Origin of the sequence: Streptomyces hamibioticus (genome assembly GCF_047946815.1) — a bacterium.
GTDB lineage: Bacteria > Actinomycetota > Actinomycetes > Streptomycetales > Streptomycetaceae > Streptomyces.
Genome location: NZ_JBKKQY010000001.1, coordinates 6,219,506 through 6,234,874, shown reverse-complemented (window position 1 = coordinate 6,234,874; position 15,369 = coordinate 6,219,506). Strand labels below are relative to the sequence as shown.

Here is a 15,369-nt window from a genome sequence, read left to right as displayed (position 1 = left end):
CGCGGGCCGCTACACCAGCGGCTTGTACAGGCTGTACTGCGTGGTCCGGTAGCCCAGTGACTCGTAGAGCCGCTCGGCCGCGGTGTTGCCGGCGAACACGTTGAGGCCCAGCACACGCCGGCCGGCGGTGATCGCCTGGGCCTCCGCCAGGAGCATCAGGGCGCGGCCGTGCCCCCGGCCGCGGTGCGCCGGGTCGGTCTCGACGTCGAAGACGTAGGCGACCTCGCCGCGCAGCGCCAGCCACAGGGTGCCGACCCGGACGCCCTCGTGCTCCAGCACGCTGAAGAGCATGTCCCGGGTGGCCGCGCCGTCCGGCAGGAGCGTCTCGCGGTCCCGCCGGGCCTTGGCCCGGGCCTCGGCCTCGGGCACGCCCCGGTCGGTCCAGGTGCGCACGTACTGCTCGGACTCGTGGGCCTCCCACGCGTCGAACTCCGCCGCCGTCATGGGCCGCGGCCCGCTGCCCGCCGGCAGTGCGGGCGGGGTGCCGTCGAGCGGTTTCTCCATACGGCGGTTGCGCAGGACGTAGCCGAGCATCCCGGCCAGCCGGAGCGCCGCCTCCGCCTCGGCGGGGACGGTCGTCTCGATCTGCCGGCAGCCCCAGCCCCGGGCCACCTCCTCCGCCGCCAGCGCGGCGACCGTGCCCCGGCCGCGCCGGCGATCGGGTTCGTCGATGCGCAGGTGCAGGACACGGGCCACGGAGTCGCCGAGGGCGGGCGAGGTGCCGAGATGTATCGCACCGACGGGACGGCTGTTCACGCACACCTGGTAGCGCCGTGAACGCGTCCCGTCGGCCGCGCGCTGAAGCGGCTCGGTCGGCCGCAGGGTCGTGGTCATCAAGGGGTTTCTACCCGGCGGCGGGCCGGGCGTCAGCCTGATTTCCCGGTCTTGGTGGGGCCCCTTCCGGCGATCAGGGGTCCAGGTCGTCGCCGGACCGCTCCTCGAAGATCCGCATGGCCTTGGCCGTCACCGGACCCGGCACGCCCGGCAGTTCGCGGTCGTCGACCCGGTGCACGGCCTGCACGTCCCGCAGCGTCGAGGTCAGGAAGACCTCGTCGGCCCGCTCCAGGACGTCCAGCGGCAGGTCGGTCTCCCTGGCGCCCGTCCACTCCACGGTCAGGGCACGGGTGATGCCCGCCAGGCAGCCGGAGGCGAGCGGCGGGGTGTGGATCTCGCCGTCGACGACGACGAAGACGTTCGACCCGGTCCCCTCGCACAGCTGTCCCACGGTGTTGCCGAACAGCGCCTCCGAGGCACCGCGTTCATGGGCCCGGGCGAGGGCGACGACGTTCTCGGCGTAGGAGGTCGTCTTCAGGCCCGTCAGCGCCCCGCGCTCGTTGCGGGCCCAGGGGACGGTGATCACGGCCGTGGAGTCGGGGCGACGGGCGGTCTCGCCGATGGCGACCACGAGGGTCGGCCCGTGCTCGCCGCGGTCGGAGCCGAGCGGGCCGTGGCCGCCGGTGTAGGTGATGCGCAGCCGGCCGAGCGGCATGGGGTTGGCCGCCAGCACGGCGTCGCAGGCACGGCGGACCTCGTCGAGGTCGGGGTCGGGCAGTCCGAGCCCGCGGGCGGAGCGGGCCAGCCGGTCGAGGTGCCGGGTCAGCGCGAACGGCTTGCCGTCCCGTGCCTTCACGGTCTCGAAGATGCCGTCGCCCACCGTCAGGCCGTGATCGAAGACGGAGACCCGGGCTGCGTCGATGTCCCGCAACCCGCCGTCGAACCAGATCCTCACGTCGGTATTCCCTCTCCACTCACCTCGTAGGCCCCCGACGCTACCGCGAGCAGCCGCGACGCCTTCAGTTCCGTCTCCCGCCACTCCCCCTCGGGGTCGGAGCCCCAGGTGATGCCGGCGCCGGTGCCGAAGCGCAGCAGGGCGCCGTCCCCGGCGGTGCGGTCGACCCAGAAGGTACGGATGCCGACGGCCAGCTCTCCGACGCCCCGGTCGGCGTCGACCCAGCCGATGCCGCCGCAGTACGGCCCCCGGGGCGCCGTCTCCAGCGCGTCGATGATCCGCAGGGCGCTGGATTTGGGGGCGCCGGTGACCGACCCGGGCGGGAAGGCGGCGCCGAACAGCTCGGGCCACCCCGCCCCGTCCCGCAGTGCGCCGCGCACCGTCGACACCAGGTGGACCAGCCCCGGGTGCTTCTCGACGACGCACAGGTCGGGCACCGTCACCGAGCCCGTGGCACAGACGCGCCCGATGTCGTTGCGGACCAGGTCCACGATCATGACGTTCTCGGCGTAGTCCTTCTCCAGGAGATCCGCCTCGGTGCGCCCCGTGCCCTTGATCGGCCCCGACTCGACGACCCGGCCGTCGCGGCGCAGGAACAGTTCTGGGGACGCGGTGGCCGTCTCCACCCCGTGGTCCGGCAGCCGAATCGTTCCGGCGTACGGCGCCGGGTTGCCGCGGGCCAGCAGAGCGGTCAGGGCGTCCACGTCGGCGTCGGACGGTACGGGCGCCGACAGCACGCGGCAGAGGTTGGCCTGGTAGACCTCGCCGGCCGCTATGTGCTCACGGATGCGCCGCACGGCCGCCGTGTACGCTTCGCGGTCCAGCGACGACGTCCAGTCACCGACGTCCGGCCCTCGCCACCGGCCCGGCACCGGAGCCGGAACCGGTTCCTCGCGTACGTCCGAGAAGCGGGCGCAGGTCAGACGCCCCTCGAAGTCCGCGGCCACGGCCCAGAAGCCGCTGGAGTCGAGGGCCGCGGGGTCGCTGGTCACATCGCGGAGACCGGTGGCCAGAAGGTCTCCGAACCGGGCGAGAGGAAGCAGGTCGTGCACGCCGTCGAGTCTATGACCGGTGTCGCGGAGGTGACCCGAACGTGTCCTTCCGGACGCCTTGACCAGGTCGGCGGCGGGAGGCAGTGCAGCACGCTGCACAAACGCGTTTTTGTACTGGCCCGGGAATCCGCTAGAGTTCAACACGTCGCCGGGACGCGGAAGCGAACCGAACCGACAGGCGGACGTAGCTCAGTTGGTAGAGCGCAACCTTGCCAAGGTTGAGGTCGCGAGTTCGAGCCTCGTCGTCCGCTCGAAGGAAGAGGGGGATCTCCGGGTCCCCTGCACTCCTGGTGGAGTGGCCGAGAGGCGAGGCAACGGCCTGCAAAGCCGTCTACACGGGTTCAAATCCCGTCTCCACCTCCAAGGACGATTAGCTCAGCGGGAGAGCGCTTCCCTGACACGGAAGAGGTCACTGGTTCAATCCCAGTATCGTCCACTGGTCCGCAAGGACCTTGATCCATGAGGGTCCCCGCGCGATTAGCTCAGCGGGAGAGCGCTTCCCTGACACGGAAGAGGTCACTGGTTCAATCCCAGTATCGCGCACGATCCGTGGTCGGCTGGTCACGGTCCCGAGGACGATTAGCTCAGCGGGAGAGCGCTTCCCTGACACGGAAGAGGTCACTGGTTCAATCCCAGTATCGTCCACAGCCCGAAGCCCCTGGCCGTCTCGTACGGCCGGGGGCTTCGTCGTGCGGTGGTCCGAGGGCGAGCGAGGCCGACGCGGCGATGACGGCACGGCAATGGATGACGGCACAGCGATGCCGGCGCAGCTCCCCAGCTGCGCCGGCATCTGTGCCGTCCGCCGCACCCCCGTCCCCACGGGGTTTCATGGATGGATGTCCCCGCCCGGACCGCTCTTCCGGGCCTGGGGTCGCCGCTCAGCGCCCCAGCACCACACCCACGGACGACGCCTGTTCGGTCACTGTCTCCCACCCGTCGAAGACGAGGAGGAGCAGGACCGCCAGGGGAAGGGCCATCAGCGTCGCCACCAGCGGGTGGCGGCGGCCCTGGCGGCGGGCGCGGAGCGGGGCGGCGTACACCCTGCGCTCCCGCATGCGGACCAGCGTCCGCAGTGCCGTCTGGGCCATGGCCCCTCTCCTGACCGTTCGGTTGCGTGTGTCGTCGGCAGCGGCGGGTGTCTGACCTCGGGGGACGAGTGCTCCACCCGCCGCTTGACCCCAAATCTAGGTGTCCGGCCCGCCCGGGGCGTCATGCCCGCGTACCGATTGCCGGGCCTCCCGGAGGATGAGCCATGCCGCACGGCGTACTCCCCTGGGTGGAGACGGGGGCCTAGGTCTCGGGGTCTTCCCGGAGGGGCCCTCCCGCACGCCCCGCCCGCTCCGAGCCGTCCTCCCTGGGAACCGGCTGCTCGACCAGGGCCAGCACGCGGTTCGCCATGAAGCGTGCCGTACGCACGACGGCCCCGGTGCGGGTGACTTCGCTCACTTCGACCACCCCGCGCCGCACCGCCGTCTCCACCCGGCGCCCCGCCCTGCTCGCCACCACCTCGTACGTCCGTGTCGTGTCCCCGGCGTCCACGACTATCTCCACCCGGTCACCCTTCATCGGCCCAATCCCCCTTCCGCGGCGGATGGTTGAGTCGATCATCGACCTCAACCGGCCCCGCTCTCCCCGCCGCTGACCACCTTTCAAGTCTCCCACCCGCCACTGACAATCGACCGGGCCGAGAGGGCGCGGCCTCTGCGCGCAGGCGGCCGTGGAAACGTAAGCTGTGGCACGTCACAGGGACCGGGCAGCGGGGATGAACATGGCGATGATGCGCCTGAGGCGCGAGGACCCGCGCGTCGTCGGCTCGTTCAGGCTTCACAGGCGGCTCGGCGCGGGTGGAATGGGCGTGGTCTACCTGGGCTCCGACAAGAAGGGGCAGCGGGTCGCGCTGAAGGTCATCCGGCCGGACCTGGCGGAGGACCAGGAGTTCCGCTCGCGTTTCGCCCGTGAGGTCTCGGCGGCACGGCGGATCAGAGGCGGCTGCACCGCACGGCTGGTGGCGGCGGACCTGGAGGCGGACCGCCCGTGGTTCGCCACGCAGTACGTGCCCGGCCCCTCGCTGCACGACAAGGTCGCCGACGAGGGCCCGCTCGGCGCGGCCGACGTCGCCGCCGTCGGCGCCGCCCTCTCCGAGGGCCTGGTCGCCGTGCACGAGGCCGGTGTGGTGCACCGCGACCTCAAGCCGTCCAACATCCTGCTCTCCCCCAAGGGCCCGCGGATCATCGACTTCGGCATCGCCTGGGCCACGGGCGCCTCGACCCTCACCCACGTCGGAACGGCGGTGGGCTCCCCCGGGTTCCTCGCCCCCGAGCAGGTGCGCGGCGCGGCGGTCACCCCGGCCACGGACGTGTTCTCCCTCGGCGCCACCCTGGCGTACGCCTCGATGGGCGACTCGCCCTTCGGTCACGGCAGTTCCGAGGTGATGCTGTACCGCGTGGTGCACGAGGAGCCGCAGCTGCACGGCGTCCCGGACGCCCTCGCCCCGCTCGTCCAGGCCTGCCTGGCCAAGGATCCCGAGGAGCGGCCCAGCACCCTCCAGCTGTCGCTGCGCCTGAAGGAGATCGCGGCCCGCGAGGCCCAGGGCCTGGGGCTCACCGACGTACGCCCGCCCGCGCCGCGCGGTGCGGAGTCGGACCGGGCCGCCGGGCGGCTCGCGGACACCTACCCGGAGCGCGCGCACCGGCGCCACCAGGGTGGGCCGGGCGGGCTCGGCACCCCCGCACCACGCCGCCCCGCCGACCCGCGCGGCTCCGACCCGCGCGGTTCCGACCCGCGTGGTTCCGGGCCGGGACGCGCCGGCGCAGGCGGTGGCACGCCCGAGCGGGGCACGCCGTCCTCGCGCGGTGCCGCCCCGTCGCGCGGCGCCACGCCGTCACGGAGCGGTGGCGGTGCCTCCCGCGGCAGCGGTTCGGGGCCGCGTTCCGGTGCGCGGCCGACGCCCGCGGCACGCCGCAACACCGGCGGCACCAGCACCACCGGCCGGAACACCCGCCCCGGCAGCGGCGGTCGGCCGACGCCGTCGCGCGGTGCAGGCGGGCGTCCGGCGCCGCGGCCCACGGGGACCGGGCGACGGCCCGCCAACCCCCGGCTGCTGCGTCAGCGGCTGTTCGTCTTCGTCGTGGTGACGATCCTGGTCGCGCTCGGCATCGCCGTGGCGCAGGGCTGCCAGGGCCCCGCGCGCGGACTCGGCGCCCACGGGGACGGCGTACAGAGGGCCGTGGGAACCGAGCAGCAGCGGGCTCCCGTCGGTCAGGCCGTGGGACGTCCCGTCGCCACCGCGTAGAACGCGACGGCCGCCGCCGCGCCGACGTTGAGCGAGTCGACGCCGTGCGCCATGGGGATGCGCACCCACTCGTCGGCGGCGCTCAGGGCCCGGGCGGACAGGCCCTCTCCCTCCGCGCCGAGCATCAGCGCCACCCGGTCCATACGGTGCGGGGCGGCCTCGTCGAGAGTTCTGGCCTTGGCGTCGGGGGTGAGGGCGAGCAGCGTGAAGCCGGCCTCCCGGACGGCTTCCAGGCTCTTGGGCCAGCTGTCCAGACGGGCGTACGGCACGGAGAAGACGGCGCCCATCGAGACCTTCACGCTGCGCCGGTACAGCGGGTCGGCGCAGTCCGGGGAGAGCAGGACCGCGTCCATGCCGAGGGCGGCGGCGGAGCGGAAGATCGCGCCGATGTTGGTGTGGTCGTTGACCGATTCCAGCACCGCCACGCGCCGGGCGGTGTGCAGCAGGCCGGCCGCCGTGGGCAGCGGCTTGCGCTGCATGGAGGCGAGCGCGCCGCGGTGCACGTGGTAGCCGGTGACCCGCTCGGCGAGTTCCGGGCTGACCGCGTACACGGGGGCGGACAGTTCGTCGATGACGTCGCGCATGACGTCGACCCACTTGGCCGAGAGCAGCATGGACCGCATCTCGTAGCCCGCTTCCCCGGCCCGCCGGATGACCTTCTCGCCCTCGGCGATGAACAGGCCCTCGGCGGGTTCGCGCCTGCGGCGCAGTTCGACGTCGGTCAGGCCCGTGTAGTCGCGCAGGCGCGGGTCGTCGGGGTCCTCGACGGTGATGAGATCGGCCACAGGGTGATACTGCCTTGTCGCGGGGGCGGTGCGAGCGGTTCGGACCGCACCGGGGTTACCAGGGACTACGAGGGGTTGTCAGGCGTTGTCAAGCGTGTCAGGGGTCACGCGAGGCCGCGCGGGCCCACGCCGACCACCTCGCCGACGACGATGACGGCCGGGGGCTTGACCTCCTCGGCCACGACCGTCTCGGCGACGGTCGCCAGGGTCGCGTCGACCCGGCGCTGGGCGGCGGTGGTGCCCTCCTGGACCAGGGCGACCGGGGTGTCCGGGGACTTGCCGTGCGCGACCAGCGTCTCGGCGATCTTCCCGATCTTGTCGACGCCCATGAGGATCACCAGCGTGCCGGTCAGCTTGGCCAGCGACGGCCAGTCGACCAGCGAGCGCTCGTCGTCGGGGGCGACATGGCCGCTGACCACCGTGAACTCGTGGGCGACCCCACGGTGGGTGACCGGGATGCCGGCCGCGCCCGGCACCGAGATGGAGCTGGAGATGCCGGGGACCACCGTGCAGGCAATGCCCGCCTCGGCGAGCGCCTGCGCCTCCTCCATGCCGCGACCGAAGACGAACGGGTCGCCGCCCTTCAGCCGTACGACGGACTTGCCCTGCTTGGCGTGCTCGATCAGCGCGTTGTTGATGGCCTCCTGCGCCATGAACCGGCCGTACGGGATCTTCGCCGCGTCGATCACCTCGACGTGCGGCGGCAGCTCGGCGAGCAGGTCGCGCGGGCCGAGGCGGTCGGCGATGACCACGTCGGCCTCGGCGAGCAGCCGGCGCCCGCGGACCGTGATCAGGTCCGGGTCGCCGGGGCCGCCGCCGACCAGGGCGACACCCGCCGTACGGGTGCGGTGGTGCGGGGCGACGAGGGTGCCGTCACGCAGGCCCTCGACGACCGCGTCGCGGATGGCGGCGGTGTGGCGGGGGTCCCGGCCGCGCGCGTTGCTGGTGAGGACGGCGACGGTCACGCCCTCGCTGGTGCCGGTGGCGGGGGTCCAGGCCGTGGCCTGGTCGGCGTCGTCGGAGCGGACGCACCACACGCGGTGGCGTTCGGCCTCGGCGGAGGCGGCGCGGTTGGCCTCCGGGTCGCTGGTGGCGATCAGGGCGTACCAGGCGTCCGCGAGGTCGCCGTCCGCGTACGGGCGCCGCTCCCAGGCGATCTCGCCCGCGTCCGCCATCGCCTCGACGGAGGGGGTGGCCCCGGGGGAGACGAGGACGATGTCGGCGCCGGCCGCGATGAGGGCCGGGAGGCGGCGCTGGGCGACCTGACCGCCGCCGAGGACGACCACGCGACGGCCGGTGAGGCGGAGGCCTACGGGGTAGGCGGGATGTTCGGCCATGAGGGTGCGGCTCCTCTTGGGGCGGCGGTGCGGTGGCGCTGACGTGCGGATTTTAAGGCGCGGTGGGTCCGCGGGGCACAGCTGGTCCGGTGGTTGGACTTCGCTGCCGGGTGCGGGCTCGCGGTGGTTGTGCGCCGGGCACCGGCGTACCGGCGACGGTTTCCGGAGCTGCCCTGCAGGCGGTCCCGCAGCTGCCTTGCGGCTACTTCTCGGTCACCCCCGCCGAGTCGAACGTCGCCACCTCGTGCATGGCCCGGGCCGTGCTCTGCACCATCGGCAGGGCCAGCAGCGCGCCAGTGCCCTCGCCGAGGCGGAGGTCGAGGTCGACCAGGGGGCGCAGGCCCAGCTTGTTGAGCGCGGCGACATGGCCCGGCTCGGCGCTGCGGTGGCCCGCGATACAGGCGGCCAGCACCTCGGGGGCGATCGCGCGGGCGACGAGCGCGGCGGCGCCTGCGCTGACGCCGTCCAGGATCACCGGCGTCCGCAGGGAGGCACCGCCGAGCAGCAGGCCGACCATGGCGGCGTGCTCCAGACCGCCGATCGCGGAGAGCACGCCGATGGGGTCGGCCGGGTCGGGCTGGTGCACCTCGATCGCGCGGCGCACGACCTCGGTCTTGCGGGCGAGGGTCTCGTCGTTGATGCCGGTGCCGCGGCCGGTGACCTCCGCCGGGTCGGCGCCGGTGAAGACGGAGATCAGCGCGGCCGACGCGGTGGTGTTGGCGATGCCCATCTCGCCGGTGAGCAACGCCTTGTTGCCGGCGGCGACCAGGTCGCGGGCGGTCTCGATGCCGACCTCGATGGCCTGCTTGACCTCCTCGCGGGTCATCGCGGGCCCGGCGGTCATGTCGGCCGTGCCCGCGCGGACCTTGCGGGGCAGCAGGCCCGGGGTGGCGGGCAGGTCGGTGGCGACACCGACGTCCACGACGCAGACCTCGGCGCCCACCTGGGTCGCGAAGGCGTTGCAGACCGCTCCCCCGCCGAGGAAGTTGGCGACCATCTGGCCGGTGACCTCCTGCGGCCAGGGCGTGACGCCCTGGGCGTGCACCCCGTGGTCGCCGGCGAAGATCGCGACGGCGGCGGGCTCGGGGATCGGCGGCGGGCACTGCCGGGACAGGCCGGACAGCTGCGCGGAGATGATCTCCAGCATGCCGAGCGCGCCAGCCGGCTTGGTCATGCGCTTCTGGCGCTCCCAGGCCTCACCGAGGGCCTTGGCGTCGAGCGGGCGGATCTGGGCGACGGTCTCGGCGAGCAGGTCGTGGGGTTCCTCTCCGGGCAGGGCGCGGCGGCCGTAGGTCTCCTCGTGCACCACCCAGGACAGCGGGCGGCGCTTGGACCAGCCGGCCTGCATCAGCTCGGGCTCGTCCGGGAACTCGTCGACGTAGCCGACGCACAGGTAGGCGACGACCTCCAGGTGCTCGGGCAGGCCGAGGGCGCGGACCATCTCGCGCTCGTCGAAGAAGCTGACCCAGCCGACGCCGAGGCCCTCGGCACGGGCGGCGAGCCAGAGGTTCTCGACGGCCAGCGCGGAGGAGTACGGCGCCATCTGCGGCTGCGTGTGGCGGCCGAGGGTGTGCCGGCCGCCGCGGGTCGGGTCGGCGGTGACGACGATGTTGACCGGGGTGTCGAGGATGGCCTCGATCTTCAGTTCCTTGAACTGCTTGGCCCGGCCCTTGGGCAGCGACTTGGCGTACGCCTCGCGCTGTCGCGTCGCCAGTTCGTGCATCGCGCGCCGGGTGTCGGCGGAGCGGATGACGACGAAGTCCCAGGGCTGCGAGTGGCCGACCGACGGGGCCGTGTGGGCGGCCTCCAGGACGCGGAGCAGCACCTCGTGCGGGATGGGGTCGCTGCGGAAGCCGTTGCGGATGTCCCGGCGTTCGCGCATGACCTTCAGGACGGCCTCGCGCTCGGCGTCGTCGTAGGCGGGGGCGGCCGGGCCGGTGGACTGCCGTACCTCGGCCACCGGCTGCTGCGCCTCCCGCGCCGCCTGCTCCTCCTGCGCTTCCGGCTCCTCCTGATCGGCGTCCCGGGTGTCCAGGTCGTCCGCGCTCTGCGCGAGTTCGGGGCTCTGCTCGGACTCGGCCTCGCGCGGGGCCGGTACCGCGGCGTCCGTCTCCGGCTCCGCGGGCACGGTGAGGGCCTGCGGGGGCGTCGGTGCGAGCTGCGGAGTGGTGGGCACCTGGCCCTCGACCGGCACGAACTGGCCGAGGCTCGCGTCCGGGTGGGGCACCGGGCCGGGGCCGACGGGCACCTCGGCCGGGGTGTGGACGGGTGCGTCGGCGGGGGCGTCGGCGGGTCCGGCGGGCGCCTCGGCGACGGCGGGCTGCGCGGACTCGACCGGCTCGACCGGCGCGACCGGTTCCGCAGAGGCGGCGGGCTCGGCGGGCACCTCCGCCGGGGCGCCCTGGTCGGCCTGCTGGACCGCGGGCTGCGGACCGGGGGCCTGCGGTACGTCGGTGGCGGCGGCCCCGGGGTGAGCCTGCGCGTCCGGCGCCGACTGGGGGCCCTGGGCCGGCTGCGTCTCCGGGTGGGGGTGCGTGCCCTCCTCCGGTGCGACGGGTCCGGGCCCGACGGGTTCCGGTGCGACGGCTTCCGGTACGACGGGTTCCGGTACGACGGGTTCCGGTACGACGGGTTCCGGTACGACGGCTTCGGGCTGGTCGGCGGCGACCTGCTGCGCGGCGGCCTCCTCGCCCACGGCCTCGACGCCGGGTGCCTCGACGGCCGGAGCGGGGCCGGGCGCGGGCTCGGGCGCGTCGGAGGGCTGCTCCATGGCGGGAGCGGCGGCGACGGCCTGCTGCTCCGCGTCCTCCGGGGCCCCCTGTGGTGCCGGGGGCTCGACCGTCTCCGCGGTCTCAACCGCCTCGGGAGCTTGCGGAGTCTCCGGTACCCGGGACTCCGCCGCGTAGGGCTCCGCCTCCTGGGGCGCCCCCGCCTCCGGGGCGGGCCCGGCGGCAGGGGTGGCCTCGGGGACGGCCGGGGCCTGCACCGGCGGGGCGGAGTCAGCGGGGTCGCCGGAGTCGTTGCCGGAGTCATCGGGACCGCCGGGACCCGCGGCGTCCCCGGTGACACCGTCGCCACGCGCGTCCGCCGGTGCCCCGCCCGTCGCCGCGACCGCCTCCGTCGCCACGCGGGCCACCACCGCCTCGGCGGCGCCCCCGGCGTCGGGGGTGTGTTCCGGAGTCGGGACAACCGTTTCCGCTGGCTCCGCCGCGGCGCTCGTCGGCTCCTGCGTCGGCGCGGGCGCCGGCGCGCCCCAGGGAGCCGCTCCCTGCGGGGGCATGGCGGCGGCCTGCGGTGCGTCGAGGTATTCGGGGGCGGGCGCGGGCGCGGGGGCGCCGGACTGGCGCGACGGCGCGGCGGCCGGGCCGCGGTCGGCGAGGGAGCGGACCGGGCTCGCCGCGGTGCTGGGGATCGGCGGTCCGAGGTGCAGCGGCCTGCGCGGCGGCACGGCCGGGGCCGGCTCCTGCGCCTGAGCCTGGAGCTGAGCGTGGTCCGGAGCCTGGTCCGGCAGGCGGACACCGCCGAGGTCGACCGAGCCGCTGTCCCGGCCGGACACCTCGTGCGGGCCCGGCTCGTACACGGGCTCGACGGCCGGCTCGGGCACGGCCTCGACGACCGGTTCGGGCGCAGGCGGCGCGACCTCGTTGCCCCAGGCGCCCTGGGCACCGGGCAGCAGCAACAGGTCGTCGTCCTCGGCGGTGTCGTCGGAGAGGTAGGCGTACGCGTCGGGCGCGGGAGCGCCCGGCTGCTCACCCATGCCTGCGTTCTCCGGCAGTCCCTCGCCCGGGACCTGGCCGGTGTCGGTCATGCGTACCCCTCGCCCAATCGGTTAGTGCTTCCTACGACCAGCTCACCCGGAACGGCGCACCGACCGCCCCCGCAGTGAAGAACGAGCGTGCGTGCCCAGCGGCACGAACGACGCGCCGGAAAAGGCGACAAAGCCACTGAGTGGCATTCTCGCGGTCGTTCGCCCGCCACGACAGCTCGATCCGCGACGGTCCGCTGTGGACTGCGCCACGTTGCGCGTCCTCAGGTTCTGCCGTACCACACTCGCCCCGAAACAGGTGGGCTTTTTTGGACATTGACCGACGAAGCGCCGGATGCCCGAGTGCGGTACAACGATCGGCCAGCCTACCGCGCGCGGTACGACAACCTGATCACGGGGCGCGGTCCGGCATGACCCCGCTGAGCAGGAACGCGACGCTCCGTTCCGTCTCCGTCCAGGCCCGGGTGTCCAGGCCGACGGACTGGAGCAGGGCGCACTCGACGCGGTAGCCGTGCTCCGTCAGGTCCCGGCCCACGAGTTCGGCCGCGTCCCGGGTGGCGGCGTGGGCGACGATGCGCTGCGGGCGGCGGTCGGCGACCGCGGAGACGACGGCGGCGCCCCCGCCGCCGACCCGGACGACGTCGGGCTCGGGGAGGTTCTCCAGCACGTGCGGGGCGGTGCCGTGCACCACCTGGAGCTGGACGCCGTGGCGGCGGGCGGTGGACTCGGTGCGGGCGCAGGCGGCCGCGTCCCGGTCGACGGCGAGGACGGCGGCACCTGCGCGAGCGGCCTCGGTGGCGAAGGCGCCGTTGCCGCAGCCGATGTCCCACACGAGGTCGCCGGTGCGCGGGCCGAGCCGGGCGAGCTGGGCGGTGCGGAGCAGGTCCGTCTCGCCCTCGCCGAGGCCGCCGCCGTACGCCTCGGCGGGCAGCGACCAGCCGCGCGGTCCGGCGGCGGGGTCGCGGCCGGCGATCCAGCCGCCGCCGTCGCCCGTGCCGCCCTGCCCGACGGAGCCGCCGACGACGATGACGACGTTGGGGTCGCGCCAGGTGTGGTCGGCGGCCTTCTCCGAGGTCACCACGGTGACCTGTTCGCGTACGGTGCCGAGTTCCTCGCAGATGACGAAGGTGCGGTGGACGCCCTCCAGGAGCAGGCCGAGTTCCGCGGGGCCGGCGCCCGGCGAGGTGAGGACCGCGACCTTGGTGTGAGCCCGGCATACGTTCACCGCGCGCCGCAGGGTGCGGGGGTGGGCGACGACCACATGGGCGTCGTCCCACGGCATGCCGGCCCGGGCGAAGGCGGCGGCGACGGAGGAGACGGCCGGGACGACTTCGACCTCCAGGCCGAACTCGGGCGCGCGCAGGGTGCGTACGACGCCGAAGAAGCCGGGGTCGCCGTCGGCGAGCACGACCGCGGTGCCGCGGTGGGCGGCGATGCGCCGGGCGGCGAGGGCGACGCTGCCGAGGCGGACGCGTTCGGCGGCGGGCGGCACCTCGGGCAGCGCCAGGTGGTGGCCGGCGCCCGCCACCAGGGTGGCGGCGGCGAGGGCGGAACGTGCCGCGGCCGTCAGCGGCGAACCGTCCCAGCCGATCACCGTGACCCGGTCGGCCATCGTTGTCAGTCTCCAGGAGTTTGCGCAGGTCGTTGCGGACAGTGCCCGGGGGCGGGCTCCGTGAGGGTATCCCGTGGCGCCGGGGAGGCGAGCGGCGGTCCGCCGCCCGTACGGCCGCCGCCGGTCAGTTCCAGTCGTCGAACGACGTGAAGCCGCCGGACAGCTGGTCGCCGACGCCTTCCAGGTCCTCGGGCAGCAGGCTCCAGACGATGAGGTCGGTGCGGACGTCGGTCCACTCGCCGCCCTCCGTTCTGGTCCGCACTATCCAGGCGTTGCGCAGGACGCCCTCACTGATGCAGCCGATCTTCTGGGCCACCTGCTGGGAGGCGGTGTTGCCGGCCGCGGTGCGCAGCTCGAGGCGCTCGAACTTCTGGTCGTGGAAGAGCCATTGTGCGGCCGCCAGGGCCGCTTCGGAGGCGTATCCCTCGCCACGCGCCCAGGGTGCGACGACGTAGGCGATCTCGCTGGAGCGGACGCGCCAGTCGGTGTTCCGCAGGTGCACGATGCCGACCAGGCGCTGGGTGAGGAACTCGGTGACCGCGAAGACGATGCCGCGGCCCTCGGTGCGCTCCTCGGGGGCGAGTTCGGTGATCCAGGCCCGGGCGTCGCCCTCGGTGTAGGGGTGCGGGACGGAGGTCCAGGCGGCGACGTGTTCGTCGTTCATCATCTCGGCGAACGCCTCGACGTCCGACTCCTCCAGGGCGCGCAGCACCAACCGCTCCGTGCTGAGGGAGATGTTGGGGAAGGTGCTCGTCATGCGCCACTCCGTAACCTTCGTAAAACCGTCGGCACCCGGTGGGCGCCCACACCGTCGGGTCATGCTGAACTGCCCAGCATGCAGCATGAAAGCACCGGACCGCACCACGGGGTCGGCTCGTGTGGGAGTCGACCCCGTGCGTGTCGGGCGGCCCCGGTCAGAAGGAGGCGATCACGGAGCCGGCGTACTTGTCCTCGATGAACTTCTTCACCTCGGGCGAGGTGAGCAGCTCGGCGAGCTTCTTGACGCGCGGGTCGTCCTCGTTGCCCTCCTTGACCGCGAGCAGGTTGCTGTTCGGGTTGTTCTTGGCGGACTCCAGGACGAGGGCGTCCTCGGACGGCTTGAGGTCGGCCTCGATGGCGTAGTTGCCGTTGACGACCGCGGCGTCGACGTCCTTCAGCAGGCGCGGCGTGGCGGCGGCCTCGACCTCCTTGAACTTCAGGTTCTTGGGGTTCTCGGTGATGTCGGCGGGGGTGGCCGCGTTGCCGACGCCGTCCTTGAGGGCGATGAGCCCGTTGGCGGCGAGCAGTTGCAGGGCGCGGCCCTCGTTCACGGTGTCGTTCGGGACGGCGACGGTCGCGCCGCTCTTCAGGCCGTCGGCCTTCTTCACCGTGTCCGAGTACAGGCCGAGCGGCTCCAGGTGCACGTCGACGACGGACACGATGTGGGTGCCGTTCTTCTTGTTGAAGTCGTCGAGGTACGGCTGGGTCTGGAAGAAGTTGGCGCCCACCGAGCCGTCCTCGGTCGCCGTGTTCGGCGTGACGTAGTCGGTGAATTCCTGGACCTTGAGGTCGAGGCCCGCGTCCTTGGCCAGCTCGTCCCTGACGAAGGTGAGGATCTCGGCGTGCGGGACGGGGCTCGCGGCGACGACCAGCGGGCCGGAGGTGTCGGAGGGGTCGGAGGCGGAGTCCTGGCCGGCACCGCAGGCGGTGAGCCCGAGGGTGAGGGCTCCGGCGGCGAGGACGGTGGTGGCGATCTTGGCGGTGTTACGCACGAAAAGTGCCTTTCCTGGTGGGTGATACGACCCCTTGGTCCAAGG

At 73.8% G+C, this 15,369-nt stretch carries 12 protein-coding genes and 5 tRNA genes; 6 read left to right on the top strand and 11 right to left on the bottom strand.

The window, feature by feature from the left end:
• Nucleotides 1-9 precede the first annotated feature (9 nt).
• The 3 genes from ACLGIH_RS28320 to ACLGIH_RS28310 form a co-directional block, all read right to left on the bottom strand.
• Nucleotides 10-834 (bottom strand): GNAT family N-acetyltransferase, encoded by an 825-nt coding sequence (locus ACLGIH_RS28320; RefSeq protein WP_416528110.1) that lies wholly within the window; start codon nucleotides 832-834, stop codon nucleotides 10-12.
• Nucleotides 835-907: 73 nt separating this feature from the next.
• Complete coding sequence (locus ACLGIH_RS28315; RefSeq protein WP_416528109.1) at nucleotides 908-1,729, bottom strand: aminotransferase class IV; 822 nt, start codon at nucleotides 1,727-1,729, stop codon at nucleotides 908-910.
• The gene (locus tag ACLGIH_RS28310) at nucleotides 1,726-2,781 is read right to left on the bottom strand and encodes a chorismate-binding protein (RefSeq protein WP_416528108.1); all 1,056 of its coding nucleotides are present in this window, start codon (nucleotides 2,779-2,781) and stop codon (nucleotides 1,726-1,728) included. The genes ACLGIH_RS28315 and ACLGIH_RS28310 overlap by 4 nt, the downstream gene beginning before the upstream one ends.
• A 178-nt stretch (nucleotides 2,782-2,959) precedes the next feature.
• Here ACLGIH_RS28310 and ACLGIH_RS28305 point away from each other — a divergent pair.
• The 5 genes from ACLGIH_RS28305 (at nucleotide 2,960) to ACLGIH_RS28285 (ending at nucleotide 3,426) form a co-directional block, all read left to right on the top strand.
• Nucleotides 2,960-3,032 (top strand) — tRNA-Gly (locus ACLGIH_RS28305).
• 38 nt (nucleotides 3,033-3,070) lie between these two features.
• Nucleotides 3,071-3,144, top strand: a tRNA-Cys gene (locus tag ACLGIH_RS28300).
• A gap of 1 nt (nucleotide 3,145) precedes the next feature.
• A tRNA-Val gene (locus ACLGIH_RS28295) sits at nucleotides 3,146-3,217 on the top strand.
• 35 nt (nucleotides 3,218-3,252) lie between these two features.
• Nucleotides 3,253-3,324, top strand: a tRNA-Val gene (locus tag ACLGIH_RS28290).
• Between the two features lie 30 nt (nucleotides 3,325-3,354).
• Nucleotides 3,355-3,426 (top strand) — tRNA-Val (locus tag ACLGIH_RS28285).
• Between the two features lie 233 nt (nucleotides 3,427-3,659).
• Here ACLGIH_RS28285 and ACLGIH_RS28280 read toward each other — a convergent pair.
• Both ACLGIH_RS28280 and ACLGIH_RS28275 read right to left on the bottom strand, forming a co-directional pair.
• Nucleotides 3,660-3,869, bottom strand: coding sequence for a hypothetical protein (locus tag ACLGIH_RS28280; RefSeq protein WP_416528107.1), 210 nt, complete (start codon nucleotides 3,867-3,869; stop codon nucleotides 3,660-3,662).
• A gap of 202 nt (nucleotides 3,870-4,071) precedes the next feature.
• Nucleotides 4,072-4,347 (bottom strand): hypothetical protein, encoded by a 276-nt coding sequence (locus ACLGIH_RS28275; RefSeq protein ID WP_416528106.1) that lies wholly within the window; start codon nucleotides 4,345-4,347, stop codon nucleotides 4,072-4,074.
• A gap of 196 nt (nucleotides 4,348-4,543) precedes the next feature.
• Here ACLGIH_RS28275 and ACLGIH_RS28270 point away from each other — a divergent pair, with 196 nt between their 5' ends.
• The gene (locus tag ACLGIH_RS28270) at nucleotides 4,544-6,073 is read left to right on the top strand and encodes a serine/threonine protein kinase (RefSeq protein WP_416529503.1); all 1,530 of its coding nucleotides are present in this window, start codon (nucleotides 4,544-4,546) and stop codon (nucleotides 6,071-6,073) included.
• Here ACLGIH_RS28270 and ACLGIH_RS28265 read toward each other — a convergent pair.
• The 6 genes from ACLGIH_RS28265 to ACLGIH_RS28240 form a co-directional block, all read right to left on the bottom strand.
• Complete coding sequence (locus ACLGIH_RS28265; protein ID WP_416528105.1) at nucleotides 6,040-6,858, bottom strand: TrmH family RNA methyltransferase; 819 nt, start codon at nucleotides 6,856-6,858, stop codon at nucleotides 6,040-6,042. The two genes, ACLGIH_RS28270 and ACLGIH_RS28265, sit on opposite strands and share 34 nt — an antisense overlap.
• A gap of 104 nt (nucleotides 6,859-6,962) precedes the next feature.
• A complete protein-coding gene (gene cobA, locus ACLGIH_RS28260; protein WP_416528104.1) occupies nucleotides 6,963-8,195 on the bottom strand; it encodes a uroporphyrinogen-III C-methyltransferase in 1,233 nt (410 codons plus the stop codon).
• 202 nt (nucleotides 8,196-8,397) lie between these two features.
• The gene (gene cobT / locus ACLGIH_RS28255; protein WP_416528103.1) at nucleotides 8,398-12,003 is read right to left on the bottom strand and encodes a nicotinate-nucleotide--dimethylbenzimidazole phosphoribosyltransferase; all 3,606 of its coding nucleotides are present in this window, start codon (nucleotides 12,001-12,003) and stop codon (nucleotides 8,398-8,400) included.
• 349 nt (nucleotides 12,004-12,352) lie between these two features.
• Nucleotides 12,353-13,573 carry a precorrin-6y C5,15-methyltransferase (decarboxylating) subunit CbiE gene (gene cbiE, locus ACLGIH_RS28250; RefSeq protein WP_416528102.1) on the bottom strand — a complete coding sequence of 407 codons (1,221 nt, stop codon included), beginning with the start codon at nucleotides 13,571-13,573 and terminating at the stop codon, nucleotides 12,353-12,355.
• A gap of 124 nt (nucleotides 13,574-13,697) precedes the next feature.
• Nucleotides 13,698-14,330 carry a GNAT family N-acetyltransferase gene (locus tag ACLGIH_RS28245; protein WP_416528101.1) on the bottom strand — a complete coding sequence of 211 codons (633 nt, stop codon included), beginning with the start codon at nucleotides 14,328-14,330 and terminating at the stop codon, nucleotides 13,698-13,700.
• A 157-nt stretch (nucleotides 14,331-14,487) separates the two neighbouring features.
• On the bottom strand, nucleotides 14,488-15,324 hold the full coding sequence (locus tag ACLGIH_RS28240) for a MetQ/NlpA family ABC transporter substrate-binding protein (RefSeq protein WP_416528100.1): 837 nt from the start codon (nucleotides 15,322-15,324) through the stop codon (nucleotides 14,488-14,490).
• Nucleotides 15,325-15,369 lie beyond the last annotated feature (45 nt).

Excerpts from the sequence above, each read along its gene's own strand:
- ACLGIH_RS28320 (WP_416528110.1), bottom strand. The coding sequence starts at position 834 with ATGACCACGACCCTGCGGCCGACCGAGCCGCTTCAGCGCGCGGCCGAC.
- ACLGIH_RS28280 (WP_416528107.1), bottom strand. The coding sequence starts at position 3,869 with ATGGCCCAGACGGCACTGCGGACGCTGGTCCGCATGCGGGAGCGCAGG.
- ACLGIH_RS28275 (WP_416528106.1), bottom strand. The coding sequence starts at position 4,347 with ATGAAGGGTGACCGGGTGGAGATAGTCGTGGACGCCGGGGACACGACA.
- ACLGIH_RS28270 (WP_416529503.1), top strand. The coding sequence starts at position 4,544 with ATGAACATGGCGATGATGCGCCTGAGGCGCGAGGACCCGCGCGTCGTC.
- cobA (WP_416528104.1), bottom strand. The coding sequence starts at position 8,195 with ATGGCCGAACATCCCGCCTACCCCGTAGGCCTCCGCCTCACCGGCCGT.
- cobT (WP_416528103.1), bottom strand. The coding sequence starts at position 12,003 with ATGACCGACACCGGCCAGGTCCCGGGCGAGGGACTGCCGGAGAACGCA.
- cbiE (WP_416528102.1), bottom strand. The coding sequence starts at position 13,573 with ATGGCCGACCGGGTCACGGTGATCGGCTGGGACGGTTCGCCGCTGACG.
- ACLGIH_RS28245 (WP_416528101.1), bottom strand. The coding sequence starts at position 14,330 with ATGACGAGCACCTTCCCCAACATCTCCCTCAGCACGGAGCGGTTGGTG.